Genomic DNA, 21354 nt, shown 5'->3' on the forward strand with positions numbered 1-21354 from the left:
GAATTAAGCGTTACCTTTTGCTTTAGCGATTACAGCTTCAGACACGTTTGTTGGTGCTGGAGCGTAGTGATCGAATTCCATTGTAGATGTAGCACGACCAGAAGATAATGTACGTAATGAAGTTACATATCCGAACATTTCTGCTAATGGAACCATAGCTTTAATAACTTTAGCGTTATTTCTATCATCCATTCCTGATACTTGACCACGACGACGGTTTAAGTCACCTACAATATCACCCATGTTTTCTTCTGGAGTTAAAACCTCTAACTTCATGATAGGCTCTAAGATTTGAGCACCAGCGGCTTTTGCAGCAGCTTTGTAACCCATTTGAGCAGCTAACTCGAAAGATAATTGGTCAGAATCCACAGGGTGGAAAGATCCATCTTTTAAAGTAACTTTTAACGAATCCATTTCGAATCCTGCTAAAGGTCCATTCTTCATTGCAGCTTTAAAACCTTTCTCAATAGAAGGGATAAATTCTTTAGGAACGTTACCACCTTTAATTTCTGAAACGAATTCTAAACCTACTTTTCCTTCATCTGCTGGTCCCATTTCGAAAACGATATCAGCAAATTTACCACGACCACCTGATTGTTTTTTGTAAACCTCACGGTGATTAGCTGGACGAGAGAATGATTCTTTGTACTCTACTTGAGGCTCACCTTGGTTAACCTCTACTTTAAATTCACGTTTTAAACGGTCAACGATAATATCTAAGTGTAACTCACCCATACCAGAAATAACTGTTTGACCAGAAGCCTCATCAGTTTTTACTTGGAATGTTGGATCTTCTTCAGCTAATTTAGCTAAAGCCATACCTAATTTATCAACGTCAGCTTTCGTTTTAGGCTCAACTGCGATACCAATTACTGGATCTGGGAAGTCCATAGACTCTAATACGATAGGGGCTTTTTCATCACATAAAGTATCTCCTGTTTTGATATCTTTGAAACCTACTGCAGCTCCAATATCACCTGCTTCGATTCTCTCGATAGGCTCTTGTTTGTTAGCGTGCATTTGGAAGATACGAGAAATACGTTCTTTGTTACCAGAACGAGTATTTAATACGTAAGATCCAGCATCTAAGTGACCAGAATAAGCACGGAAGAATGCTAAACGACCTACATAAGGGTCAGTAGCAATTTTAAACGCTAATGCAGAAAATGGTTCATCTGCAGAAGGTTTTCTTGTTATAGGCTCTTCTGTTTTTGGATCTGTACCGTGAATAGCATCTTTATCTGTTGGAGCAGGTAAATAACGACAAACAGCATCTAACATGAATTGTACACCTTTGTTTTTGAAAGAAGATCCACAAGTCATTGGGATAATAGACATGTCTAATGTTGCTGCACGTAAAGCTGCATGAATTTCGTCTTCTGTAATAGAGTTTTCATCTTCCATGAATTTCTCTAATAAGTTTTCGTCATAAGCAGCGATTTCCTCGATTAATTGAGCTCTGTATTGCTTAACTTCATCAACTAAATCTGCAGGAATTTCTACAACGTCAAAAGTAGAACCATTGTTTTCATCATGCCATACAATCGCACGGTTTTTGATTAAATCAACGATACCTTTGAAATCAGCTTCTTCACCGATAGGTAATACAATAGGAACAGCATTAGATCCTAACATTTCTCTTACCTGACGACATACATTTAAGAAATTAGATCCTTGACGATCCATTTTGTTAACAAATCCCATACGTGGAACTTTGTAGTTGTCAGCTAAACGCCAGTTAGTTTCTGATTGAGGCTCAACACCATCAACTGCTGAAAATAAGAATACTAATCCATCTAATACACGTAATGAACGGTTTACCTCTACAGTAAAGTCAACGTGACCAGGAGTATCAATAATATTGAAGTGGTACCCTTTTGCATCTGCTAATGGCTTACCTTGTTCTGTTGGAAAAGTCCAAGTACAAGTTGTTGCCGCAGAAGTAATGGTAATACCACGCTCAGCTTCTTGCTCCATCCAGTCCATTGTAGAAGCTCCATCGTGAACCTCTCCAATTTTGTGAGACTTTCCTGTATAGAATAAGATACGTTCTGTAGTGGTAGTTTTCCCAGCGTCGATATGCGCTGCGATACCAATATTTCTTGTATATTTTAAATCTCTTGCCATTTCTATTAGAATCTAAAGTGTGAAAATGCTTTGTTTGCTTCAGCCATTTTGTGAGTATCTTGACGTTTTTTAACGGCAGATCCTTCTTCTTTAGCAGCAGCAATGATTTCACCTGCTAATTTTTGAGCCATAGATTTCTCATTTCTATTACGAGAGTATTTAATTAACCACTTCATAGCAGTTGAAATCTTACGGTCTGGACGGATTTCCATTGGAATTTGGAATGTTGCTCCACCTACACGGCGAGAACGAACTTCTACGTGAGGCATTACGTTTGATAATGCTTCTTTCCAAATATCTAATGATGTTTTTTCCGCATCTTCTTTACGAGAATCTACGATTTCTAATGCATCATAAAAAATTTTAAATGCAACAGATTTTTTTCCATCATACATTAAGTTGTTAACGAAACGTGTTACTAACTGATCATTAAATTTAGGATCTGGAAGTAAAGGTCTTTTTTTAGCTCTTGTCTTTCTCATCTTTCCTTAAATTTATTTTTTAGCATCTTTTGGACGTTTCGCTCCATACTTACTTCTACGTTGAGTACGTCCGTTTACTCCCGCAGTATCTAACGCTCCACGTACAATGTGGTAACGAACACCTGGTAAATCTTTAACTCTACCTCCTCTAACCAATACTATCGAGTGCTCTTGAAGATTATGACCTTCACCACCGATGTACGCGTTAACTTCTTTCCCGTTTGTTAATCTAACACGAGCAACTTTACGCATTGCTGAGTTAGGTTTTTTAGGAGTTGTAGTGTAAACACGTGTACAAACACCGCGGCGTTGTGGACATGATTCCAATGCAGCCGATTTACTCTTCTTGGTTAGTTTTTTTCTACCTTTTCTAACTAATTGTTGAATTGTTGGCATACTAATTAAATTTCCTTTTAAATTTGGATTAAACCCATTTTTTGGGCATGCAAAAATACACATAATTCTTTCAAAAAAAAATATTTGTCAATATATTTTTAATTGATTTATAAATTATTAAAGCTTAACTTTAAAATGTCAAACCTAAACAAACATGTATCTGATAAAGAAAATGATTATAATAAAATAATCACTTACTACATGATCTTAAATCATTATTTAATATTAATTTTACATTAAAAAATCTATTTTTGCATCACAAAACATTTATAAATGTCAGTAAACTCATTTTTTAAATTATTTACTCCAAAGGATAAAGTTTTCTATCCTTTGTTTGAGGAAGCTTCTAAAAGTTTAATCAAACTAGCTGAATTATTACACGAATGCGTAAATGCCCCATTAGAAGAACGTGAAGATTATATAGCTCAAATTTCTAAAATAGAAAGTAAAATTGAATATCTTACTCAAAAAACAAATCTTGAATTAAGTAAAAATTTTATTACTCCATTCGACAGAGAGGATATTTATCAATTAGTAAAATCTATTGATTATGTTGCAGATAATTTAAATGGAGCAGCGAATCGTATCAATATTTATCAAGTAGATAAAATTACAAAATCTATCCGCAAAATTACAGCTGTTAACTTAGAGGCTTGTCAATTAATCGGAGAGGGAATTGAGCAATTGAAAGATTTGAGAAACGTAAATCGTATTTACGAAATATGTGAACGAATCAATAAATTAGAAAATAAATCGGATCGTATTTTTGATAAAGCAGTTCAGGAAATTTTCGAAAACGAAACTGATGTTAAAAATATCATCAAGTATAAGGAGGTTTTATCTTCATTAGAATCTGCAACAGACAAGTGTAAAAGTGTTGCTAACGTATTGGAAGCTGTAGCGGTAAAACATTCATAACCAAAACTTAATCTAAAAGATTATGACAGATTTTTTTTCAGCGTTTTCGAGCATGTTATCGTCTACGCCAGGAATGTTATTGATTACTATTATCGTCTTAGCTTTTGTTTTTGATTATATTAATGGTTTTCACGACGCCGCAAACTCAATTGCTACAATTGTTGCAACTAAGGTTTTAACGCCTTTTCAAGCTGTACTTTGGGCTGCCGCATTCAACTTTGCTGCTTACTTTATTTCAGTTTATTGGATTGGAGAATTTAAGATTGGTAACACTATTGCAAAGTCGGTTAACGAGCATTTTATTACACTAGAAGTTATTTTAGCTGGAATTATCGCTGCAATTTCTTGGAACTTATTAACATGGAAGTTTGGTATTCCTTCTTCTTCTTCTCATACATTAATTGGTGGTTTCATTGGAGCTGCATTAGCTCACGCCGGTGGTTTTTCTGCTGGTGGAGAAGATGTAATTGTTTACAAAAAAGTAATTCCAATTATTTGCTTTATCGTATTAGCACCATTAATTGGTATGATTATCGCCTCGATATTAACCATAATCACGCTTCACATTTGCAAAAGAGCCAAACCTGCAAAAGCAGAATGGTGGTTCAAGAAATTGCAATTAGTTTCTTCTGCTCTTTTCTCTTTAGGACACGGTATGAATGATGCGCAAAAAGTAATGGGAATTATTGGTGCTGCGGTTATTTTTTACCATATGAATGTAGATTTTGATCCTGAATATTTAAAAGCTGAAGATAAATTTCAATATTTTGTAGAACATTGGGGATGGGTTCCCATTACATCTTTCATCGTTATCGCATTAGGTACAATGGGTGGTGGATGGAAAATCATCAAAACAATGGGTTCTAAAATCACAAAAGTAACGCCATTAGAAGGTGTAGTTGCTGAAACATCTGGAGCAATGACGCTTTATATTTCTGAACATTTCGGGATTCCAGTTTCTACAACACATACAATTACTGGTTCTATTATTGGTGTAGGTTTAACGAAACGTGTTTCTGCAGTTCGTTGGGGAGTAACAATTAGTTTACTTTGGGCGTGGATACTTACTATTCCTGTCTCAGCATTATTAGCTGCATTAATCTATTATGTTGTAACGTTATTTATTTAAAATATCATTTCTAAAGGAGCTTAAATTAAGCTCCTTTTTTATTTTTGAAATAATTTTCGAAATTGATAAATGATAAGTTTAATAAAGTTTTAAATTTGCGCCATGCAATTAACTGTATTATTTATCATTATCGGCTTAGCCATTTTATTTGATTTCTTAAATGGTTTTCACGATGCCGCAAACTCTATTGCAACGGTTGTTACTACAAAGGTTTTAACTCCTATTCAAGCCGTTATATGGGCTGCATTCTTCAATTTTGTTGCTTTCTTCATTGCCAAATTTATCATTGGAGAATTTGGAGTTGCAGACACAATCGCAAAAATTATTAAAGAAGATGTTGTTGTCGCATTTGGCTCTAATCCATCTATCGTTGTTATGGCGGCGCTTTCTGCAGCAATCACTTGGAATATTTTAACTTGGAAATTAGGAATCCCTTCCTCTTCATCTCACACCTTGATTGGTGGTTTAGCTGGAGGTGCATTAGCTGCAACAGGTTATGATTTTTCTGCTATTAACAGTACGATTATCTTAACGATTATCGCTTTTATTTTGGTTGCACCAATTATTGGTTTAGTCGCTGGTAATGTTATTTACATCATCACGCTGAATCTTTGTCGAAATGCAAAACCACATAAAGCAGATGCTTGGTTCAAGAAATTGCAATTAGTTTCTTCTGCGATGTTGAGTATTGGTCATGGTTTGAATGATTCTCAAAAAGTAATGGGTGTTATCACATTTGCCTTACTTGCAAACCAAGAAGCTATTAGTAAAGCTAATATGGATGGATGGTTTATGAATGATGTTTTTAATTGGAAAAGTTGGTTTATAACGTCAAGTAGTACAGATATTCATGATTGGGTTCCTATCATGTGTTTTTCTGCTATTGCAATTGGTACATTAGGAGGAGGAATGAAAATCTTAAAAACAATGGGTAATAAAATTACAAAAATTACTCCTATCGAAGGTTTTACAGCGCAAACAGCTTCAGCTATTACATTATTTTTTACTGAACATATCAAAATGCCAGTTTCTACAACGCACGTGATCACGGGATCTATTATTGGTGTTGGAATGGTAAAAAGAGTTTCTGCTGTTCGTTGGGGTGTTACAATTAGCTTATTATGGGCTTGGATTTTGACAATTCCAGTTTCTGCACTTATTGCAACAGGATTTTATTATCTATTTTCGATGTTTTTCTAACATTAAAAATTTAATCATATAAAAAATGGCTGTCAAAATTGACGGCCATTTTCTATTTATTTTAATATTTATTCTTGAATGATTATTTGCTAAAATCTTCTTTCAATAAATCGATTTTCGCTAACAACGTTTGTTGAACAGCTGGATAATCTTCTTTGTTAGAAAGTGAAGCATTTACAGAGAAATAATATTTAATCTTTGGTTCTGTTCCAGAAGGACGACAAGCTACTTTACTTCCATCCTCTGTATAGAAAATCAATACATTTGACTTTGGTATCTCAATCGCTTTTTCTTCACCAGAAATTAAATCTTTGTCGATAGAAGATTGAAAATCTTTTACACGAACAACTTTAGATCCTGCTAATTCTTTTGGAGGATTTGATCTAAATTCAACCATCATTTTAGCAATTAACTCTGCACCTTCTTTTCCAGGTTTTACAATACTAATTAAATCTTCTTGATATGCTTTTCCTATTTCAAGATAGATTTCCATTAATTTATTGTACAGAGAACTTCCGTTTGCTTTTTGTACAGCAGCAATTTCAGAAACCAATAAAGCTGTTGTAACAGAATCTTTATCGCGGATAAAATCTCCAACCATAAATCCGAATGATTCTTCTCCTCCTCCAACAAAACTTTCTTTGCCTTCGAATTTGCGAATCATATCAGCAATCCATTTGAAACCTGTTAATCCAACTTTACAATCCACATTAAATTTCGCAGCAATATCATAGAAAATATCAGACGTCACGATTGTCGATCCGATAAATTCTTTTCCAACTAATTTACCTGCTTCTTGCCATTTTTCTAATAAATAATAAGCCAAAACAGTGTTCATTTGGTTACCATTCAATAGAACAATTTTGCCTTCGTTGTTACGCGTTGCAACACCCACACGATCCGCATCAGGATCAGTTCCAATCACAACATCAGCACCAATTTCATTCGCTAAAGCAACAGCCATAGTCAACGCTTCTGGTTCTTCTGGATTTGGCGATTTTACTGTTGGAAAATCTCCACTTGGAATTGCTTGTTCAGCAACTTGATAAACTTGTGTAAAACCAGCTTTTTCAAAAGCTTTTGGCGTAATTGCAACTGCAGTTCCGTGAATAGAAGTGAAAACAATTTTTATATCTTCTTTACCTTCTTGCGTAAAACTTCCATTCGCTACACAAGCATCAATAAAAGCTTCATCAATTTCTTTTCCGATATATGTCAACAATGCATCGTTTCCTTGAAATTTGATTTCTTCAACTTTTACATTATTTACTTCGTTGATAATTTCTCCATCTTGCGGTGGAACAATTTGCGCTCCATCATTCCAATAAACTTTGTAACCATTGTAAATCGGAGGATTATGAGAAGCTGTCAACACAATTCCAGCATCACAACCTAAATGACGAACTGTAAAAGACAATTCTGGCGTTGGACGAAAAGATTCGAACAAATAAACATTAATTCCATTCGCAGTCAAAACATCTGCAACCATTTTTGCAAACGTATCCGAATTGTGGCGAACATCGTACGCAATCGCAACTTTTTTCTCTTTATTCGGAAATTGTTGATTTATATAATTTGCTAAACCTTGTGTTGCTGCACCAAGTGTATATTTGTTTAAACGATTTGTTCCAACTCCCATTATACCACGCATTCCTCCTGTTCCAAACTCAAGGTTTTTATAAAAAGAATCGTCTAATTCGGTTGGATTATTATCAATTAAATCTTGAACAGCCTTTCTTGTTTCCGCATCATAAGCGTCAGAAAGCCATAATTTAGCATTATCTAAACTTGAAGTCATTCTTATTTTTTATTTTTTTAGTACTTGGGCACGGTCAGCAATTTTTGTGTCCTTATTTGGATCGCCCATAAAATTAACGATTGAATTTCCTTTTGCAGAACCATAAAGCGTTTGGCGCGCATTGATATCTAACAAAGCATTATCATCAGTTGTGAAATTAGCTTCGTTGACTTCGTATTTGAACAAATTCAATTGTGCTTCGCCATAAGCTTTCACTTTCATAGTTCCAGCAGTTCCTTCTAACATAATATTTGATTGATCATCTGCTTTCAAATCAAAGTTGTTTGTAATCAAAAAAGTTTGATTAATTCTCGCTTGATCTTTCGCAGAGATAGTCAATTCATCAACATTCAATGTTCCAGAAGTAGTCAAAGAAGTTTGTTTATTTGCATCAATCTTTTCTAAATCTCGTGTCACATAAACGTACAAATCATAGGCACTATAATGGTCTACATTTGATTTTTCTTTGATTGTAACCGCATTATTTTTTGCTTCAACTTCTAAATTATCAATAATATTTTGATGCGATTCTACTTTAACTCCAGATTTATTTCCTGGAACTAAAATAACATTACAATTACACGAAACGCTCAAATCTTTGATATTATCAGCTGTATATTCTTTTTGAGCCGTTGCAGCACCTTCTCCATCAATTGATGATGAACACGAAGTTGCAACTAAACCTAAAAATCCTAATAAAAATATTTTCTTCATAGTAGTTGGTTATTTGATTAATTTAAATTCAATTCTTTTTGAACTAAATACAATTGTTTTTCGCGATTATTACGAACAATTAACTCGCCCAAAAATCCCGCCAAAAATAATTGCGTTCCCAAAATCATAAAAACTAACGAGATATAAAAATAAGGACTATCTGTAATTAATCTGGCTGGTGTATGTGAAATATAAACTTTATATAATTTCTCAATTCCTAAATAAAATGAAGCAAAAAATCCTAAAATAAACATCAATGTTCCCAATAAACCGAAAATATGCATTGGTTTATTCCCGAATCTTGATGCAAAGAAAAGTGTAATCAAATCTAAGAAACCATTTACAAAACGATTTGCTCCAAATTTTGAAACACCATATTTACGCGCTTGATGTTTTACTTTTTTCTCAATAATTCTCGAATATCCAGCGTTTTTCGCTAAAACAGGAATATAACGGTGCATATCTCCATACAATTCGATATTTTGCGTTACTTCCCAACGATAAGCTTTCAAACCACAATTAAAATCGTGCAATTTTACACCAGACGTTTTACGTGCAACACCATTGAATAATTTCGAAGGAAGATTTTTTGTCAACTTATTATCTTGACGATTTTCTTTCCAACCCGAAACAATATCTGCTTTTTGGTTTTTCAGCATTTTGTATAACGACGGAATTTCCTCAGGAAAATCTTGTAAATCTGCATCCATAGTAATCACAACATCACCTTTCACTTCTTTGAAAGCCGCGCTAAGTGCTGGAGATTTACCATAATTTTTACGGAATTTAATTCCTTTCACTTCTGTATTGAAGTTGGCAATATATTCGATAATCTGCCACGAATCATCTGTACTTCCGTCATCTACGAAAATAACTTCGAATGTAAAATCATTCTGTTCACAGACTTTTTTGATTCTGTAGAATAATTCCTCTAAGGAATCTTGTTCGTTCAGTAAAGGAACAACAACTGAAATATCCATATGTTAAAAAACACGTTTTTTTAAGAATTGTGAAAACATCGCTGCAATTGCGATGTAGAAAGATAAGAAAATTGAGGATAATCCGAAGAAGTTTTTCACAGTAAATAAATTAAGTGTTTTATAATCATCCGAATTTCTAAATGTTTCGATATCTTTTGCGACTTTTGGATCAGACATATTAGACGTGAAAGTATCTAATAACCCTTGTTTCAAACTATCTTGTGCCCATTCTCCATAAGTATTGAAGAATACAAAAATAACAATCAAACTCATGATTCCTGCAAAGAAAATCGTGTAGAAACCAACTTTGAAACCTTCTTTGAAAGTCATTAATTCTTCTGAAGTTTGATGATTTTTTGCTTTATTTTTCGATAAATTGAAAATTATTAAAAAACAATATAATGCATACAAAGGTAATACAATAAAACAGCAAATCATGAAGCTGTAAGTGTAATAATCTTTTACAGAAACTGTTCCGTTTAAAGAAAAATAAAAGTAAAGCGCGAAAAACAATGCTAATGTAATTGCTGTAAGCACCAAAGAGTTTTTGAAAATTTTATTAAAACTAATCATTCTGCAAAGATAATTATATCTCGTAATTCTTTCTCTATTAAATTGTATGATTTAAAAAGGAATTTATCTTCATAAATTCTTTTCTTCAATTATTTTTTACAATATCAATTACTTTTTTAGTTCTAATTTTTATTTGTAAATCAATCTATTAATTCAATCAGACCTAAGCAACAAGAAAGTTTTTTCAATAAACACTTTTATTTTTACAAAACTTTCTTACCTTTGCATCAGGCAAGTCCTACACAACCAGCTCCTGTTGAATCCTCCAGGACGGGAACGTAGCAAAGGTATACGGTCGTAGCGGTGTGATGTAGATCGCTTGCCTATTTTTATTTTTCTAAATTTCACTCCCACTTTTTTTTACCCCATTATTTATTCGTAAATTTGCAACCATTGATTTAAAGATTCAATGGAAACAAACAAAGCACCAAAGTACATTTTCGTTACCGGAGGAGTAACATCGTCGTTAGGAAAAGGAATCGTAGCATCATCATTAGGAATGCTACTAGAAGCAAGAGGATATAGAGTAACAATTCAGAAATTGGATCCCTATATAAATGTAGACCCAGGAACACTTAATCCTTACGAGCATGGAGAATGTTACGTTACGGAAGACGGTGCAGAGACCGATTTAGATTTAGGACATTATGAGCGTTTCTTGAACCGTGCAACGTCTCGTGCTAACTCAGTTACTACAGGTCGTATTTATCAAACAGTTATAGAAAAAGAACGTCGTGGAGATTATTTAGGAAAAACAGTTCAAGTTGTTCCTCATATCACAAACGAAATAAAACGTCGTATCAAATTATTAGGTAATACAGGTGATTATGATATCATCATTACTGAAATTGGAGGTACGGTTGGAGATATTGAGTCTTTACCTTATATCGAATCTATCCGTCAGTTAACTTGGGAATTAGGAGAACATAATTCTTCTGTTATTCACTTAACATTAGTCCCTTATTTAGCTGCTGCGGGAGAATTAAAAACAAAACCTACTCAACATTCTGTTCGTACATTAATGGAAAATGGTATTCATGCCAATGTTTTAGTTACACGTACGGAGCGTCATTTACCAAAAGATGTAAAAGCTAAATTGGCTTTATTCTGTAATGTTCGCAAAGAAAATGTAATCGAAAGTATGGATGCAGACACAATTTATGAGGTTCCATTCTTATTACATAAACAAAATTTTGACGAAGTTGTTTTAAAAGGCTTAGATTTGCCAACTGATCAAGAACCAGATTTTACAGTTTGGAACAAATTCTTATCAAATCATAAAAATCCTAAAAACGAAATAGAAATTGCTTTAGTTGGTAAATACGTTTCGTTACACGATTCTTATAAATCAATTACAGAAGCATTTACACATGCTGCTGCAACTTGCGAAACGAATGTAAAAGTTCGTTGGGTATATTCTGGTGATATTACAGAAGACAATGTTGGAGAGCAGTTGAAAGGCGTTTCGGGAATTTTGATTGCACCAGGTTTTGGAGATCGTGGTATTTTAGGTAAAATAATTGCTGCAAATTATGCACGAAGAAATAATATTCCAACATTAGGAATTTGTTTGGGAATGCAAATTATGGCAATCGAATTTGCGCGTAATGTTTTAGGTTACGAAAAAGCAGATTCAGCAGAAATGGATTTAACAACGCCTTATCCAGTTATCAGTTTGATGGAAGATCAAAAAGATGTTTCGGACAAAGGAGGAACAATGCGTTTAGGAAATTGGAAATGTGAATTAACTCCTAATTCAAAAATTGAGAAAATTTACAACACAACCGAAATCTTAGAACGTCATCGTCATAGATATGAATTCAACAATGATTTTTATGATGAATTTGTTGAAAACAATTTTATTCCAGTTGGTAAAAATCCTGAAACAGAATTAGTAGAAATTTTAGAACATAATCAACACCCATATTATATAGGTGTACAATTCCACCCGGAATATAAAAGTACAGTTGCTTCGCCACATCCTTTATTTATAAGTTTTATCGAAGCTTCTTTATTGAATAAACAAAATGATTTATTAAATGCAACAAGAGAAAAAATTTGATTTTAACCAAACGATTGGTTTTATTTTAATTGCAATTCTTTTTGGCGTATTCTATTTTCTAAACAAACCTTCGGAAGCGGAGGTCGAAGCTCAGAAAAAAGAATTAGTTCAAAAGCAAGAGCAAGCAAAAAAACAGGAACAATTAAATAAAACAGCTACAACACAAGCTTTTCAAACTGTAGATCCTACATTAGCAAAAGATATTGAAGTTAGTAATGATAAATTAAAAGTTACTTTTTCGCCAAAAGGAGCTCAAATTTCTGACGTACAAATCGTTGGATATACAGCTTACAATGACAAAAAAGATGGACACAAAGATCCTTTACATTTGATAAAAGATGGATCAAGTAAGTTCAATTTATCATTCAAAACAAAACAAGGAGCTGTTCTTAATGTTTCGGATTTAGTATTTGTACCTCAAGTACAGAAAAATGCGAACAATACAATTGTAACGTTTACAGCAAATGCTCAAAATAGTCAAATTCAATACATCTATACATTAGGCGATTCTTATGGTATCGATTTCGAAATTAAAACGCAAGGTTTATCTAATATCACTTCTGAGAAAAATGTAGATTTAGCATGGACAATGGATGGTTTCAGTACTGAAAAAGGGAAAGATCAAGAAAAATATTGGTCGCATACTTATTTTCAGTTCAAAGGAAACAAAGACATCGAATACGAATTATTTGGTTCTGACGAATGGGAAGAAGAGGAAGCTATTTCTTGGGTAGCCAACAAACAACAATTCTTCGCAACAGTTTTATCAAATGATGAAGGGTTTAAAACAACAAAAGGTGGTTCTAAAAACTCTGATAAAGAGGATTTAACTTACAGTAAACACTATCACTTAAACTCAAAATTAGAGTTGAAAAATAGTGAAATCAATTCAAAATTCACATGGGATTTTATTCCATTGGATTATAAAATGTTGAAAGATTACAACGACAAAGGATTCCAAAACTTAATTGATTTTGGTTGGGGATTATTTGGTTGGTTGAATAAATATTTCTTCTTGAACGTTTTCAAATGGTTAGCTTCTGTAGGAATCACTTACGGATGGGTAATCTTCTTGATGACAATCGTTGTAAAATTGATTTTATCTCCAATTATGTACAAACAATACCGTCAATCTGCATTGATGAAAGTTGTTCGTCCAGAGTTGAATGAAATCAACGAAAAATACAAGGATCCGAAAGATGCGATGAAGAAGCAACAAGAAACAATGGCAATTTATCGTAATGCAGGAATCAATCCATTAGCAGGATGTTTACCAGCATTATTACAAATTCCTATTTTCTATGCGTTATTCCGTTTCTTCCCGAACTTAATCGACTTGAGAGGTGTTCCTTTCTGGTTCGTAGATGATTTAACAGCCTTCGACGATTTAATCAAATTACCAGAATGGGTTCCATTCCTTAATGGTCACTTAAGTGTATTCGCTTTATTATATATTGTTGCAATGATGATTTATTTTAAAGTTTCTGGATCTATGGATAACTTCCAAATGCCACAACAAGAAGGAATGCCAAACATGCAATTCATGAAATACATGATGTATGTAATGCCAGTTTTCTTCTTTGTATTCCTTAACAATTACGCTTCAGGTCTATCTTGGTATTATTTAGTATCCAATGCGATTAATATTTTCATCGTGTTATATATTAAGAAATATATGATTCACGAAGCGAAGATTCATCAAATCATCGAAACAAATAAAACGAAACCTAAAAAAACAGGTAAGTTTGCTTCGAAAATGCAAGAAATGATGAAACAAGCTCAAGAAATGCAAGAGCAACAACAAAAGAACAAAAAGAAATAATCAAACTATATTTCAAATTCAAAGATCCGTTAATGATAATTAACGGATTTTTTATTTATTCAAGACAATAAAAAATTAAGTATTCAATTTATTACATACCAATATTTTATTCACTTAAAAATACTTTTATAGTGTACGTTATACACTTTTTATGAATAAATTCTTTTTTATTTATTATTTTCAGATTATTATTGTCTCAAAATAATAAATAACATGAATAATATTTACTCAATTAAAGATCAAACAGCAAATCCTGGACCTTTAGGATTATTTGGTTTTGCAATGACAACTGTTTTATTAAACATACACAATGCAGGTTTTTTCCTGTTAATAGTATGATTATGGGAATGGGTGTTTTCTTTGGAGGTGGAGCACAATTTGTGGCTGGCGTTATGGAATGGAAAAAAGGAAACAACTTTGGTAGTATTGCATTCATGTCTTATGGCGCTTTTTGGTTAACACTTGTATTTACATGGTTAGCACCGATGTTTGGCGTAGAAAAACCGGACGGAAATTCAATGGGATGTTATTTAGGAATGTGGGGATTATTTACATTAATCAACTTTTTACAAACATTAAAAGGTAATTTGGTCGGAAAATTATTATTTGGTTCATTAACCTTATTATTCTTTTTATTGGCAGCAGGTAACTTTACAGGGAGTCAAAGCATTTTACATTTTGCTGGTTGGACAGGAATCATCTGTGGATTTATTGCTTTTTACGAAGCTTCTGCAATTATGATTAATCAGAAATACGAAAAAGCAATTCTTCCTCTATAAATAGTATGAATAAAAAAAATCCTTTATCAGAGACTGATAAAGGATTTTTTTATAATTGTAATGAATTATTTATTAAACATTGGAGCTAATAATTTTTTCCAAATAAATAAGATTAATAATGATCCTAAAATTGAAAAAATCCAATCCAATGGACTGAAAAAACTTACTTCTCCATCATGAGAAATTCCTAAAATTGTACGCATATAAGCTCCTAAATATGCACCAATAATACCTATAAGTGCAGTTACCCAAAATCCTCCCGGATCTTTACCTGGCATTATTGCTTTAGCAATTCCAGCACAAATTAAACCGAACACTAAGTATACCAAAAAGCTCCAAACTCCGGTAATACCTAACATAATAAATGAAGTTGTCATCATAATTAATACTATTTTTTATGGTTTTAAAAATTGTTAAGTAAATCTTAACTAAAATCGTTCCAAAAAGGTAAGAAAAGTTTTTGTAATTTGTAAATTTGTATCACTATAAAATAAAATTTATGTCTCTAATCAAATCTATTTCAGGTTTTCGTGGAACAATCGGAGGAAAACCGGGAGATAATTTAACTCCTATAGACGCTGTAAAATTCGCAGCTGCTTACGGAACTTGGCTTAAGAATCAATCAAATCAATCAGAATATAAATTAATTGTAGGGCGCGACGCTCGTATTTCTGGACAAATGGTTTCTCAATTAGTTTGTTCAACTTTACAAGGATTAGGAATTAATGTTGTCGATTTAGGTTTATCTACAACGCCAACTGTAGAAGTTATGGTGACACATTTGCATGCAGATGGAGGAATTATTTTAACTGCTTCTCACAATCCAAAAGAATGGAATGCATTGAAATTATTGAATGCAAAAGGAGAATTTGTTTCTGCTGCAGATGGCGCACAAATTTTAGCTTTCGCAGATAAAGATGATTATACATTTGCTGAAGTTGATGATTTAGGTTCTTATGAAACTTTTGATGATGCAATTGATTTACATATCGAGAAAATTTTGGCTTTGCCATTAGTGAATGCAAAAGCGATTCAAGAGAAAAATTTCAAAGTTGCGATTGATGCGGTAAATTCAACTGGAGGAATTGCAATTCCTAAGTTGTTACAACGTTTAGGTGTCATTCATTACGATATGTATTGCGAGCCAAACGGACATTTTCCTCATAATCCAGAGCCTTTAAAAGAACATTTAGGTGATATCTGCAAAAAAGTAATCGACGAACAAGCTGATTTCGGGATTGTAGTAGATCCAGATGTTGACCGTTTAGCAATTATCGACGAAAAAGGTGAAATGTTTGGAGAAGAATACACATTAGTTGCAGTCGCAGATTATGTATTATCAAAAACGCCTTCAGCAACAGTTTCTAACTTATCATCTTCTCGTGCTTTACGCGATATTTCTGAAAAATATGGTCAAAAATATTCACCATCAGCAGTTGGAGAAGTGAATGTTGTAGTTGAAATGAAAAACGTTGACGCAAAAATTGGTGGAGAAGGAAACGGTGGTATTATTTATCCAGAATTGCACTATGGACGCGATTCTTTAGTAGGAATTGCTTTATTCTTGACATATTTAGCTGAACAAGATAAATCAGTTTCTGAAATTAGAGCTTCTTTTCCAGCATATTTTATGGCGAAAAAGAAAATCGAATTAACACCAGAAATCAATGTGGACGAATTGTTAGTGAAAATTCAAGAAGTTTACAAAAACGAAGAAATCAATACGGTTGATGGAGTTAAAATCGACTTCCCTACAGAATGGGTTCATTTAAGAAAGTCAAATACAGAGCCAATTATTCGTATTTATACTGAAAGTACTTCAGAAGAAAATGCAAATAAATTAGCTGATAAAATGATCGAAAGCATCAAAAATATTATCTAAAACAATCTATTTTAATTGTTTAACAAATGTGCAAAACTCTAACAATTCGTTATGATTTTTGCACATTTTATTTTGTAAATTAGTCTATCACTATGGACGAAGATTTTTTTAATAGCGAGCTAATTGAAGGTTTTGAGCAAATGCTTGACAATCGTGAATATAGATATTACGATTCGGAGGATTTGGTCGAAATTATAGAGTTCTATCTTGAAGTAAATGATAGCGAATATGCGAAACGTGCGTTGGATTTTGCAGAAAAAATGCATCCCGAGAATATAGATATCAAAATCAAGAGAATTGAATATTTTCTTACAATTGAGGATTTAAAAAAAGCTGCAAAACTCATCAAAGATTTAAAGGATTTAGCTGCAAACGAGTTAGATTATCTTTTGGTACAAGCGCGTTTTTGGGGAATGAAAAATATGCCTCGAAAAGCGATAAGTTTTTATGAAGAAGCTTTGCAAATAGACGACGAAGAAACTGATTTTATTTGCAATTGTATCGGAAATGAATATTTGAATTTAGATGAAGTTCATTCTGCGTTGATTGCTTTCAGAAAAGCATTGAAATTCAATCCAGAAAACGATTATACTTTCTATTCTATCATTCAATGTTACGAGGAAATTCATAATCCTGATGAATGCATCGAATTTCTGAAAGATTTTATTGACGATAATCCATATTCGGAAGTTTCTTGGTTGCAACTTGGTCTGTTGTACAATCACAAAAAAATGTATGACGAAGCTATAAATGCGTTGGATTACGTGCTCGCGATTAATCCTAACTCTATTGTTGGTCATGCTAACAAAGCAGTTTCATTGGAAGAATTAGGAGAATACAATAAAGCAATAGAAACACTAGAAGAAACATTAGAATTTGATGATTCGCCAGCTGTTACGCATATGAAAATTGGTGAATTGTACGAAAAGTTAGAGAAACCACAAAAAGCATTAAAAGCTTATCATATTGCGATAAAAGAAGATCCACAATTGGATAAAGTTTGGGCAAAAGCAGCTTCGCTTTACAACAAATTAGAAAATATTGAAGAAGCCGAATATTACATTCAGCGTGCAATAGAATTGAATGGTGATAGTTACGAATATTATACAGATTCAACTTACTATTTTCTGAAACAAATGAAGTTTGAGGAAGCTATAAAAAACCTTTCGAAATTGGTTCAATTAAAACCTTTGGTTTTCAATACTTGGTTTGCTTACGTCGAAACTTTAATTGCTGTTGGCGAATACGAGGAAGCGATTGCAGTCTTATTAACAGGCGCTTTGAAGAATTTTAATCGTGCCGAATTTTTCTATCAATTAAGTAATGTTTATTATATTACAGAGCAAGATCAATTAGGAAATGAAGCGTTGCAAAATGCATTAAGTCTGGATCGAAATTTAAAAGATTCTATGATCGAATATTATCCGATTTTAGAAGAAAAAATCAATCAAATTTCTGGAAATAACGAATAAAATATAATTCTTGAGCCATCTAAAAAGATGGCTTTTTTCTTCACAGTAAAATAACACAGGTTTGTACAAAAAAACTTAACTTTATGAAACTAAACAAGCCTTATGAACTTTGTCGCACATCAATATTTATCTTTCGGAAATCAATCGCTTCAAATCGGGAATTTGCTTGGAGAAACTGTAAAGGGAAAACAATATTTAGATTTTCCAGAAGATATTCAGAAAGGCATTTTATTGCATCGTTCGATTGATACATTTACAGATTCTCACGAAACGGTGAAGAAAAGCTCTAGTTATTTTCACGAAACACAGCACAAATTTGCACCAATTATTATTGATGTGATTTATGATTATTTTTTAATAAAATATTGGAATAATTATTCTGAAACTCCTTTCGAAAAATTTAAAACAGATTGTTATCAATTATTTAAGGATGAATACAATTCGCTTCCAAAAAAACTACAAGAAACCATTTTTTATTTGCTAAAATATGATTGGTTCGAAAATTATTCGACCATAGAAGGTGTTCAAAAAACACTGAAAGGAATTGGAAGTCGGGCTAAATTTCAGAATAATTTGCATCAAATCATTCCCGAATTTGAAAAAAGTTATGCGAATCTAGAAACTGATTTTCTGTCATTTTTTCCTCAAATCCAAACGCATTGCATGAACTTTGTATTCGTTGATTCTCAAGTCTAAATTTCATTTTAAGAATTCGATAAAATTCATTAGTTTAGGGCTGTAAACAAACAGAAAACCACAATGGATTTAACTTTTAATAAAAGAGAGGATCATAACAAATTATTACTTTCTAAACTACGCCAAAAACTGAAACAAGTTTACCTTGGCGGAGGTCAAAAAAGAATTGATGCGTTGCATAGCAAAGGAAAAATGTCTGCAAGAGAACGTATTGATTATCTTTTAGACGAAAAAAAACCGAACATTGAGATTGGTGCTTTAACAGGCGATGAAATGTACAAAGAACACGGCGGATGTCCTTCGGGAGGTGTTGTTGTAAAAATTGGTTACATTTCTGGCAAACAATGTATTGTTGTTGCGAATGATGCAACTGTAAAAGCTGGTGCTTGGTTCCCAATTACAGGTAAAAAGAATTTGCGTGCGCAAGAAATTGCGATGGAAAATAAATTACCAATTATTTATTTAGTGGACAGCGCAGGTGTTTATTTACCAATGCAAGATGAGATTTTTCCTGATAAAGAAATGTTTGGTCGAATTTTCCGCAATAATGCAATCATGTCATCAATGGGAATTACTCAAATTTCTGCTGTGATGGGAAGTTGTGTTGCTGGTGGAGCATATTTACCAATTATGAGCGACGAAGCAATGATTGTAGACAAAACGGGTTCTATTTTCTTAGCTGGAAGTTATTTGGTAAAAGCTGCTATTGGAGAAGACATCGACAACGAAACTTTAGGTGGAGCAACAACACATTGCGAAATCTCTGGTGTGACTGATTATAAAGCAAAAGATGATAAAGATGCGTTGGATAGAATAAAATCTATCGTTGGTAAAATTGGTGATTATGAAAAAGCTGGATTTAATCGAATTGAAGCAGCTAAACCTGCTTTAGATGAGCAAGAAATCTATGGTATTTTACCTGAATCTCGTGCTGAGCAGTACGATATGTATGAGATTATTAACAGAATTGTTGATAACTCGGAATTGGACGAATATAAGCCTGATTATGGGAAATCAATCATCTGTACGTATGCGCGAATTGATGGTTGGGCGGTTGGAATTGTAGCTAATCAACGTAAAATTGTGAAGTCTAAAAAAGACGGAATGCAGTTTGGTGGCGTGATTTATTCAGATTCTGCAGATAAAGCAACTCGTTTTATTGCGAATTGTAACCAAAAGAAAATTCCGTTAGTTTTCTTACAAGATGTAACTGGTTTTATGGTTGGATCTAAATCTGAACATGGTGGTATTATCAAAGATGGTGCGAAAATGGTAAATGCAGTTTCGAATTCTGTTGTTCCAAAATTCACGATTATAGTTGGAAATTCTTATGGCGCAGGAAACTATGCTATGTGTGGAAAAGCATATGATCCTAGATTAATTACAGCTTGGCCTTCGGCTCAATTGGCAGTTATGGGAGGTGAACAGGCTGCGAAAGTTTTGTTACAAATAAAAGAAGCCACTTTGAAAGCACAAGGTGTAGAAGTTGATGAAGTGAAAAAGCAAGAACTTTTGAACGAAATTACAGCAAAATACAATGATGAAACAAGTCCTTATTATGCTGCGGCACGTTTGTGGACAGATGGAATTATTGATCCTTTGGATACGCGTAAATGGATTTCGATGGGAATTGAAGCTGCAAATCATGCTCCGATTGAAAAACAATTTAATTTAGGTGTTATTCAAGTTTAGAAAAACAAAAATATTTTTAAAAATAGAAGAGAATCCAATTTTAGGATTCTCTTTTTATTTTTTGAATATTGTTTGAAACATGTAAATCAAATCTTGTCGAAAACTCCAATTCTTTACATATTCTACATTAATCTTAACTTTATCTGGCCAAAGAATTTCATCATTATATTTGATTGGATCATTTACATTGGATAAAATTTCTTCTTCTTTACGATATTTCAATTGAGCAGGACCAGTAATTCCAGGTTTAACTTTCAACATCAATCTATCCTCTCCAATCAATTTATCCGCATAACCAGCGACATCAGGACGAGGTCCAACAAAACTCATTTCTCCTTTTAAAATATTGAACAATTGAGGTAATTCATCCAATTTATAATCTCGAAGAATCTTTCCAATTTTGGTAATTTGATGTTGATCCGTTGTTATTGTCGATTTAGAAACCCCTTTCATCGTTCTGATTTTATAAATATTGAAAAATCTTCCGTCTTTCCCAACTCTTTTTTGTGTAAAAACACCAAATTGGTTGGTATCAATAGAACTTATGATAATTAACAAAACAATTAATCCCACTAAAAATATTAGTAGGATTAATGCAAGTATATAATCAAATATGTTCTTTAAGATCATTT

20 protein-coding genes and 1 other RNA gene are annotated in these 21354 nt (G+C 33.0%); 12 read left to right on the top strand and 9 right to left on the bottom strand.

What is annotated here, in order from left to right:
* Positions 1–3: 3 nt before the first annotated feature.
* Genes fusA through rpsL form a run of 3 tightly spaced genes read right to left on the bottom strand, consistent with a single transcriptional unit; the run spans position 4 to position 3005 of the window.
* Positions 4–2127 (bottom strand): elongation factor G, encoded by a 2124-nt coding sequence (gene fusA / locus N5D46_RS03360; protein WP_280049172.1) that lies wholly within the window; start codon positions 2125–2127, stop codon positions 4–6.
* A gap of 5 nt (positions 2128–2132) precedes the next feature.
* Entirely contained in the window at positions 2133–2609 is a 477-nt protein-coding gene (gene rpsG, locus N5D46_RS03365) for a 30S ribosomal protein S7 (RefSeq protein WP_019974210.1), read from the bottom strand.
* Positions 2610–2621: 12 nt separating this feature from the next.
* Positions 2622–3005, bottom strand: a complete 384-nt coding sequence (gene rpsL / locus N5D46_RS03370) for a 30S ribosomal protein S12 (RefSeq protein WP_019974211.1) — start codon at positions 3003–3005, stop codon at positions 2622–2624.
* Between the two features lie 273 nt (positions 3006–3278).
* Here rpsL and N5D46_RS03375 point away from each other — a divergent pair, with 273 nt between their 5' ends.
* The 3 genes from N5D46_RS03375 to N5D46_RS03385 all read left to right on the top strand — a co-directional run bounded on the left by N5D46_RS03375 (position 3279) and on the right by N5D46_RS03385 (position 6252).
* On the top strand, positions 3279–3923 hold the full coding sequence (locus N5D46_RS03375) for a DUF47 family protein (RefSeq protein ID WP_280049174.1): 645 nt from the start codon (positions 3279–3281) through the stop codon (positions 3921–3923).
* 22 nt (positions 3924–3945) lie between these two features.
* On the top strand, positions 3946–5052 hold the full coding sequence (locus N5D46_RS03380; protein ID WP_052217794.1) for an inorganic phosphate transporter: 1107 nt from the start codon (positions 3946–3948) through the stop codon (positions 5050–5052).
* 102 nt (positions 5053–5154) lie between these two features.
* The gene (locus N5D46_RS03385) at positions 5155–6252 is read left to right on the top strand and encodes an inorganic phosphate transporter (RefSeq protein ID WP_280049175.1); all 1098 of its coding nucleotides are present in this window, start codon (positions 5155–5157) and stop codon (positions 6250–6252) included.
* Between the two features lie 82 nt (positions 6253–6334).
* Here the strand turns inward: N5D46_RS03385 and N5D46_RS03390 are convergent, their stop codons facing one another.
* From N5D46_RS03390 to N5D46_RS03405, 4 genes are read right to left on the bottom strand one after another with little or no spacing between them, the layout of a single operon-like run.
* A complete protein-coding gene (locus N5D46_RS03390; protein ID WP_280049176.1) occupies positions 6335–8050 on the bottom strand; it encodes a phospho-sugar mutase in 1716 nt (571 codons plus the stop codon).
* Positions 8051–8059: 9 nt separating this feature from the next.
* Positions 8060–8764: a DUF2807 domain-containing protein gene (locus N5D46_RS03395; protein WP_125349699.1), complete on the bottom strand. Its 705-nt coding sequence runs from the start codon at positions 8762–8764 to the stop codon at positions 8060–8062.
* 17 nt (positions 8765–8781) lie between these two features.
* Positions 8782–9744, bottom strand: a complete 963-nt coding sequence (locus N5D46_RS03400) for a glycosyltransferase family 2 protein (RefSeq protein ID WP_280049177.1) — start codon at positions 9742–9744, stop codon at positions 8782–8784.
* Positions 9745–9747: 3 nt separating this feature from the next.
* On the bottom strand, positions 9748–10317 hold the full coding sequence (locus N5D46_RS03405) for a DUF4199 family protein (RefSeq protein ID WP_114998993.1): 570 nt from the start codon (positions 10315–10317) through the stop codon (positions 9748–9750).
* A gap of 229 nt (positions 10318–10546) precedes the next feature.
* Between N5D46_RS03405 and ffs the strand changes: the two genes are divergently transcribed.
* The 5 genes from ffs (at position 10547) to N5D46_RS03430 (ending at position 14980) form a co-directional block, all read left to right on the top strand.
* An RNA gene (ffs, locus tag N5D46_RS03410) (signal recognition particle sRNA small type) lies at positions 10547–10645 on the top strand.
* An 81-nt stretch (positions 10646–10726) separates the two neighbouring features.
* On the top strand, positions 10727–12379 hold the full coding sequence (locus N5D46_RS03415; RefSeq protein WP_125349700.1) for a CTP synthase: 1653 nt from the start codon (positions 10727–10729) through the stop codon (positions 12377–12379).
* Entirely contained in the window at positions 12357–14201 is a 1845-nt protein-coding gene (yidC, locus tag N5D46_RS03420; RefSeq protein WP_280049179.1) for a membrane protein insertase YidC, read from the top strand. Before N5D46_RS03415 ends, yidC begins: the two co-directional genes overlap by 23 nt.
* A gap of 213 nt (positions 14202–14414) precedes the next feature.
* The gene (locus N5D46_RS03425) at positions 14415–14540 is read left to right on the top strand and encodes a GPR1/FUN34/YaaH family transporter (RefSeq protein ID WP_280049180.1); all 126 of its coding nucleotides are present in this window, start codon (positions 14415–14417) and stop codon (positions 14538–14540) included.
* A 2-nt stretch (positions 14541–14542) separates the two neighbouring features.
* Positions 14543–14980: an acetate uptake transporter gene (locus tag N5D46_RS03430; RefSeq protein ID WP_280049181.1), complete on the top strand. Its 438-nt coding sequence runs from the start codon at positions 14543–14545 to the stop codon at positions 14978–14980.
* A gap of 65 nt (positions 14981–15045) precedes the next feature.
* On the opposite strand, the gene N5D46_RS03435 is transcribed toward N5D46_RS03430, so the two are convergent.
* Complete coding sequence (locus N5D46_RS03435) at positions 15046–15360, bottom strand: GlsB/YeaQ/YmgE family stress response membrane protein (RefSeq protein ID WP_125349703.1); 315 nt, start codon at positions 15358–15360, stop codon at positions 15046–15048.
* A 119-nt stretch (positions 15361–15479) separates the two neighbouring features.
* Here N5D46_RS03435 and glmM point away from each other — a divergent pair, with 119 nt between their 5' ends.
* From glmM to N5D46_RS03455, 4 genes are all read left to right on the top strand, one after another.
* Entirely contained in the window at positions 15480–16862 is a 1383-nt protein-coding gene (gene glmM / locus N5D46_RS03440) for a phosphoglucosamine mutase (protein ID WP_280049182.1), read from the top strand.
* Between the two features lie 92 nt (positions 16863–16954).
* Positions 16955–18334 (top strand): tetratricopeptide repeat protein, encoded by a 1380-nt coding sequence (locus N5D46_RS03445; RefSeq protein WP_219034160.1) that lies wholly within the window; start codon positions 16955–16957, stop codon positions 18332–18334.
* A gap of 102 nt (positions 18335–18436) precedes the next feature.
* Positions 18437–19030 carry an ACP phosphodiesterase gene (locus N5D46_RS03450; protein ID WP_280049183.1) on the top strand — a complete coding sequence of 198 codons (594 nt, stop codon included), beginning with the start codon at positions 18437–18439 and terminating at the stop codon, positions 19028–19030.
* Positions 19031–19093: 63 nt separating this feature from the next.
* A complete protein-coding gene (locus N5D46_RS03455) occupies positions 19094–20722 on the top strand; it encodes a carboxyl transferase domain-containing protein (RefSeq protein ID WP_219034162.1) in 1629 nt (542 codons plus the stop codon).
* 54 nt (positions 20723–20776) lie between these two features.
* Here N5D46_RS03455 and N5D46_RS03460 read toward each other — a convergent pair whose 3' ends face one another.
* A complete protein-coding gene (locus N5D46_RS03460; RefSeq protein ID WP_280049184.1) occupies positions 20777–21352 on the bottom strand; it encodes a sugar transferase in 576 nt (191 codons plus the stop codon).
* Positions 21353–21354: the final 2 nt, after the last annotated feature.

The organism is Empedobacter sp. GD03865, from assembly GCF_029840775.1.
Lineage (GTDB): Bacteria > Bacteroidota > Bacteroidia > Flavobacteriales > Weeksellaceae > Empedobacter > Empedobacter falsenii_B.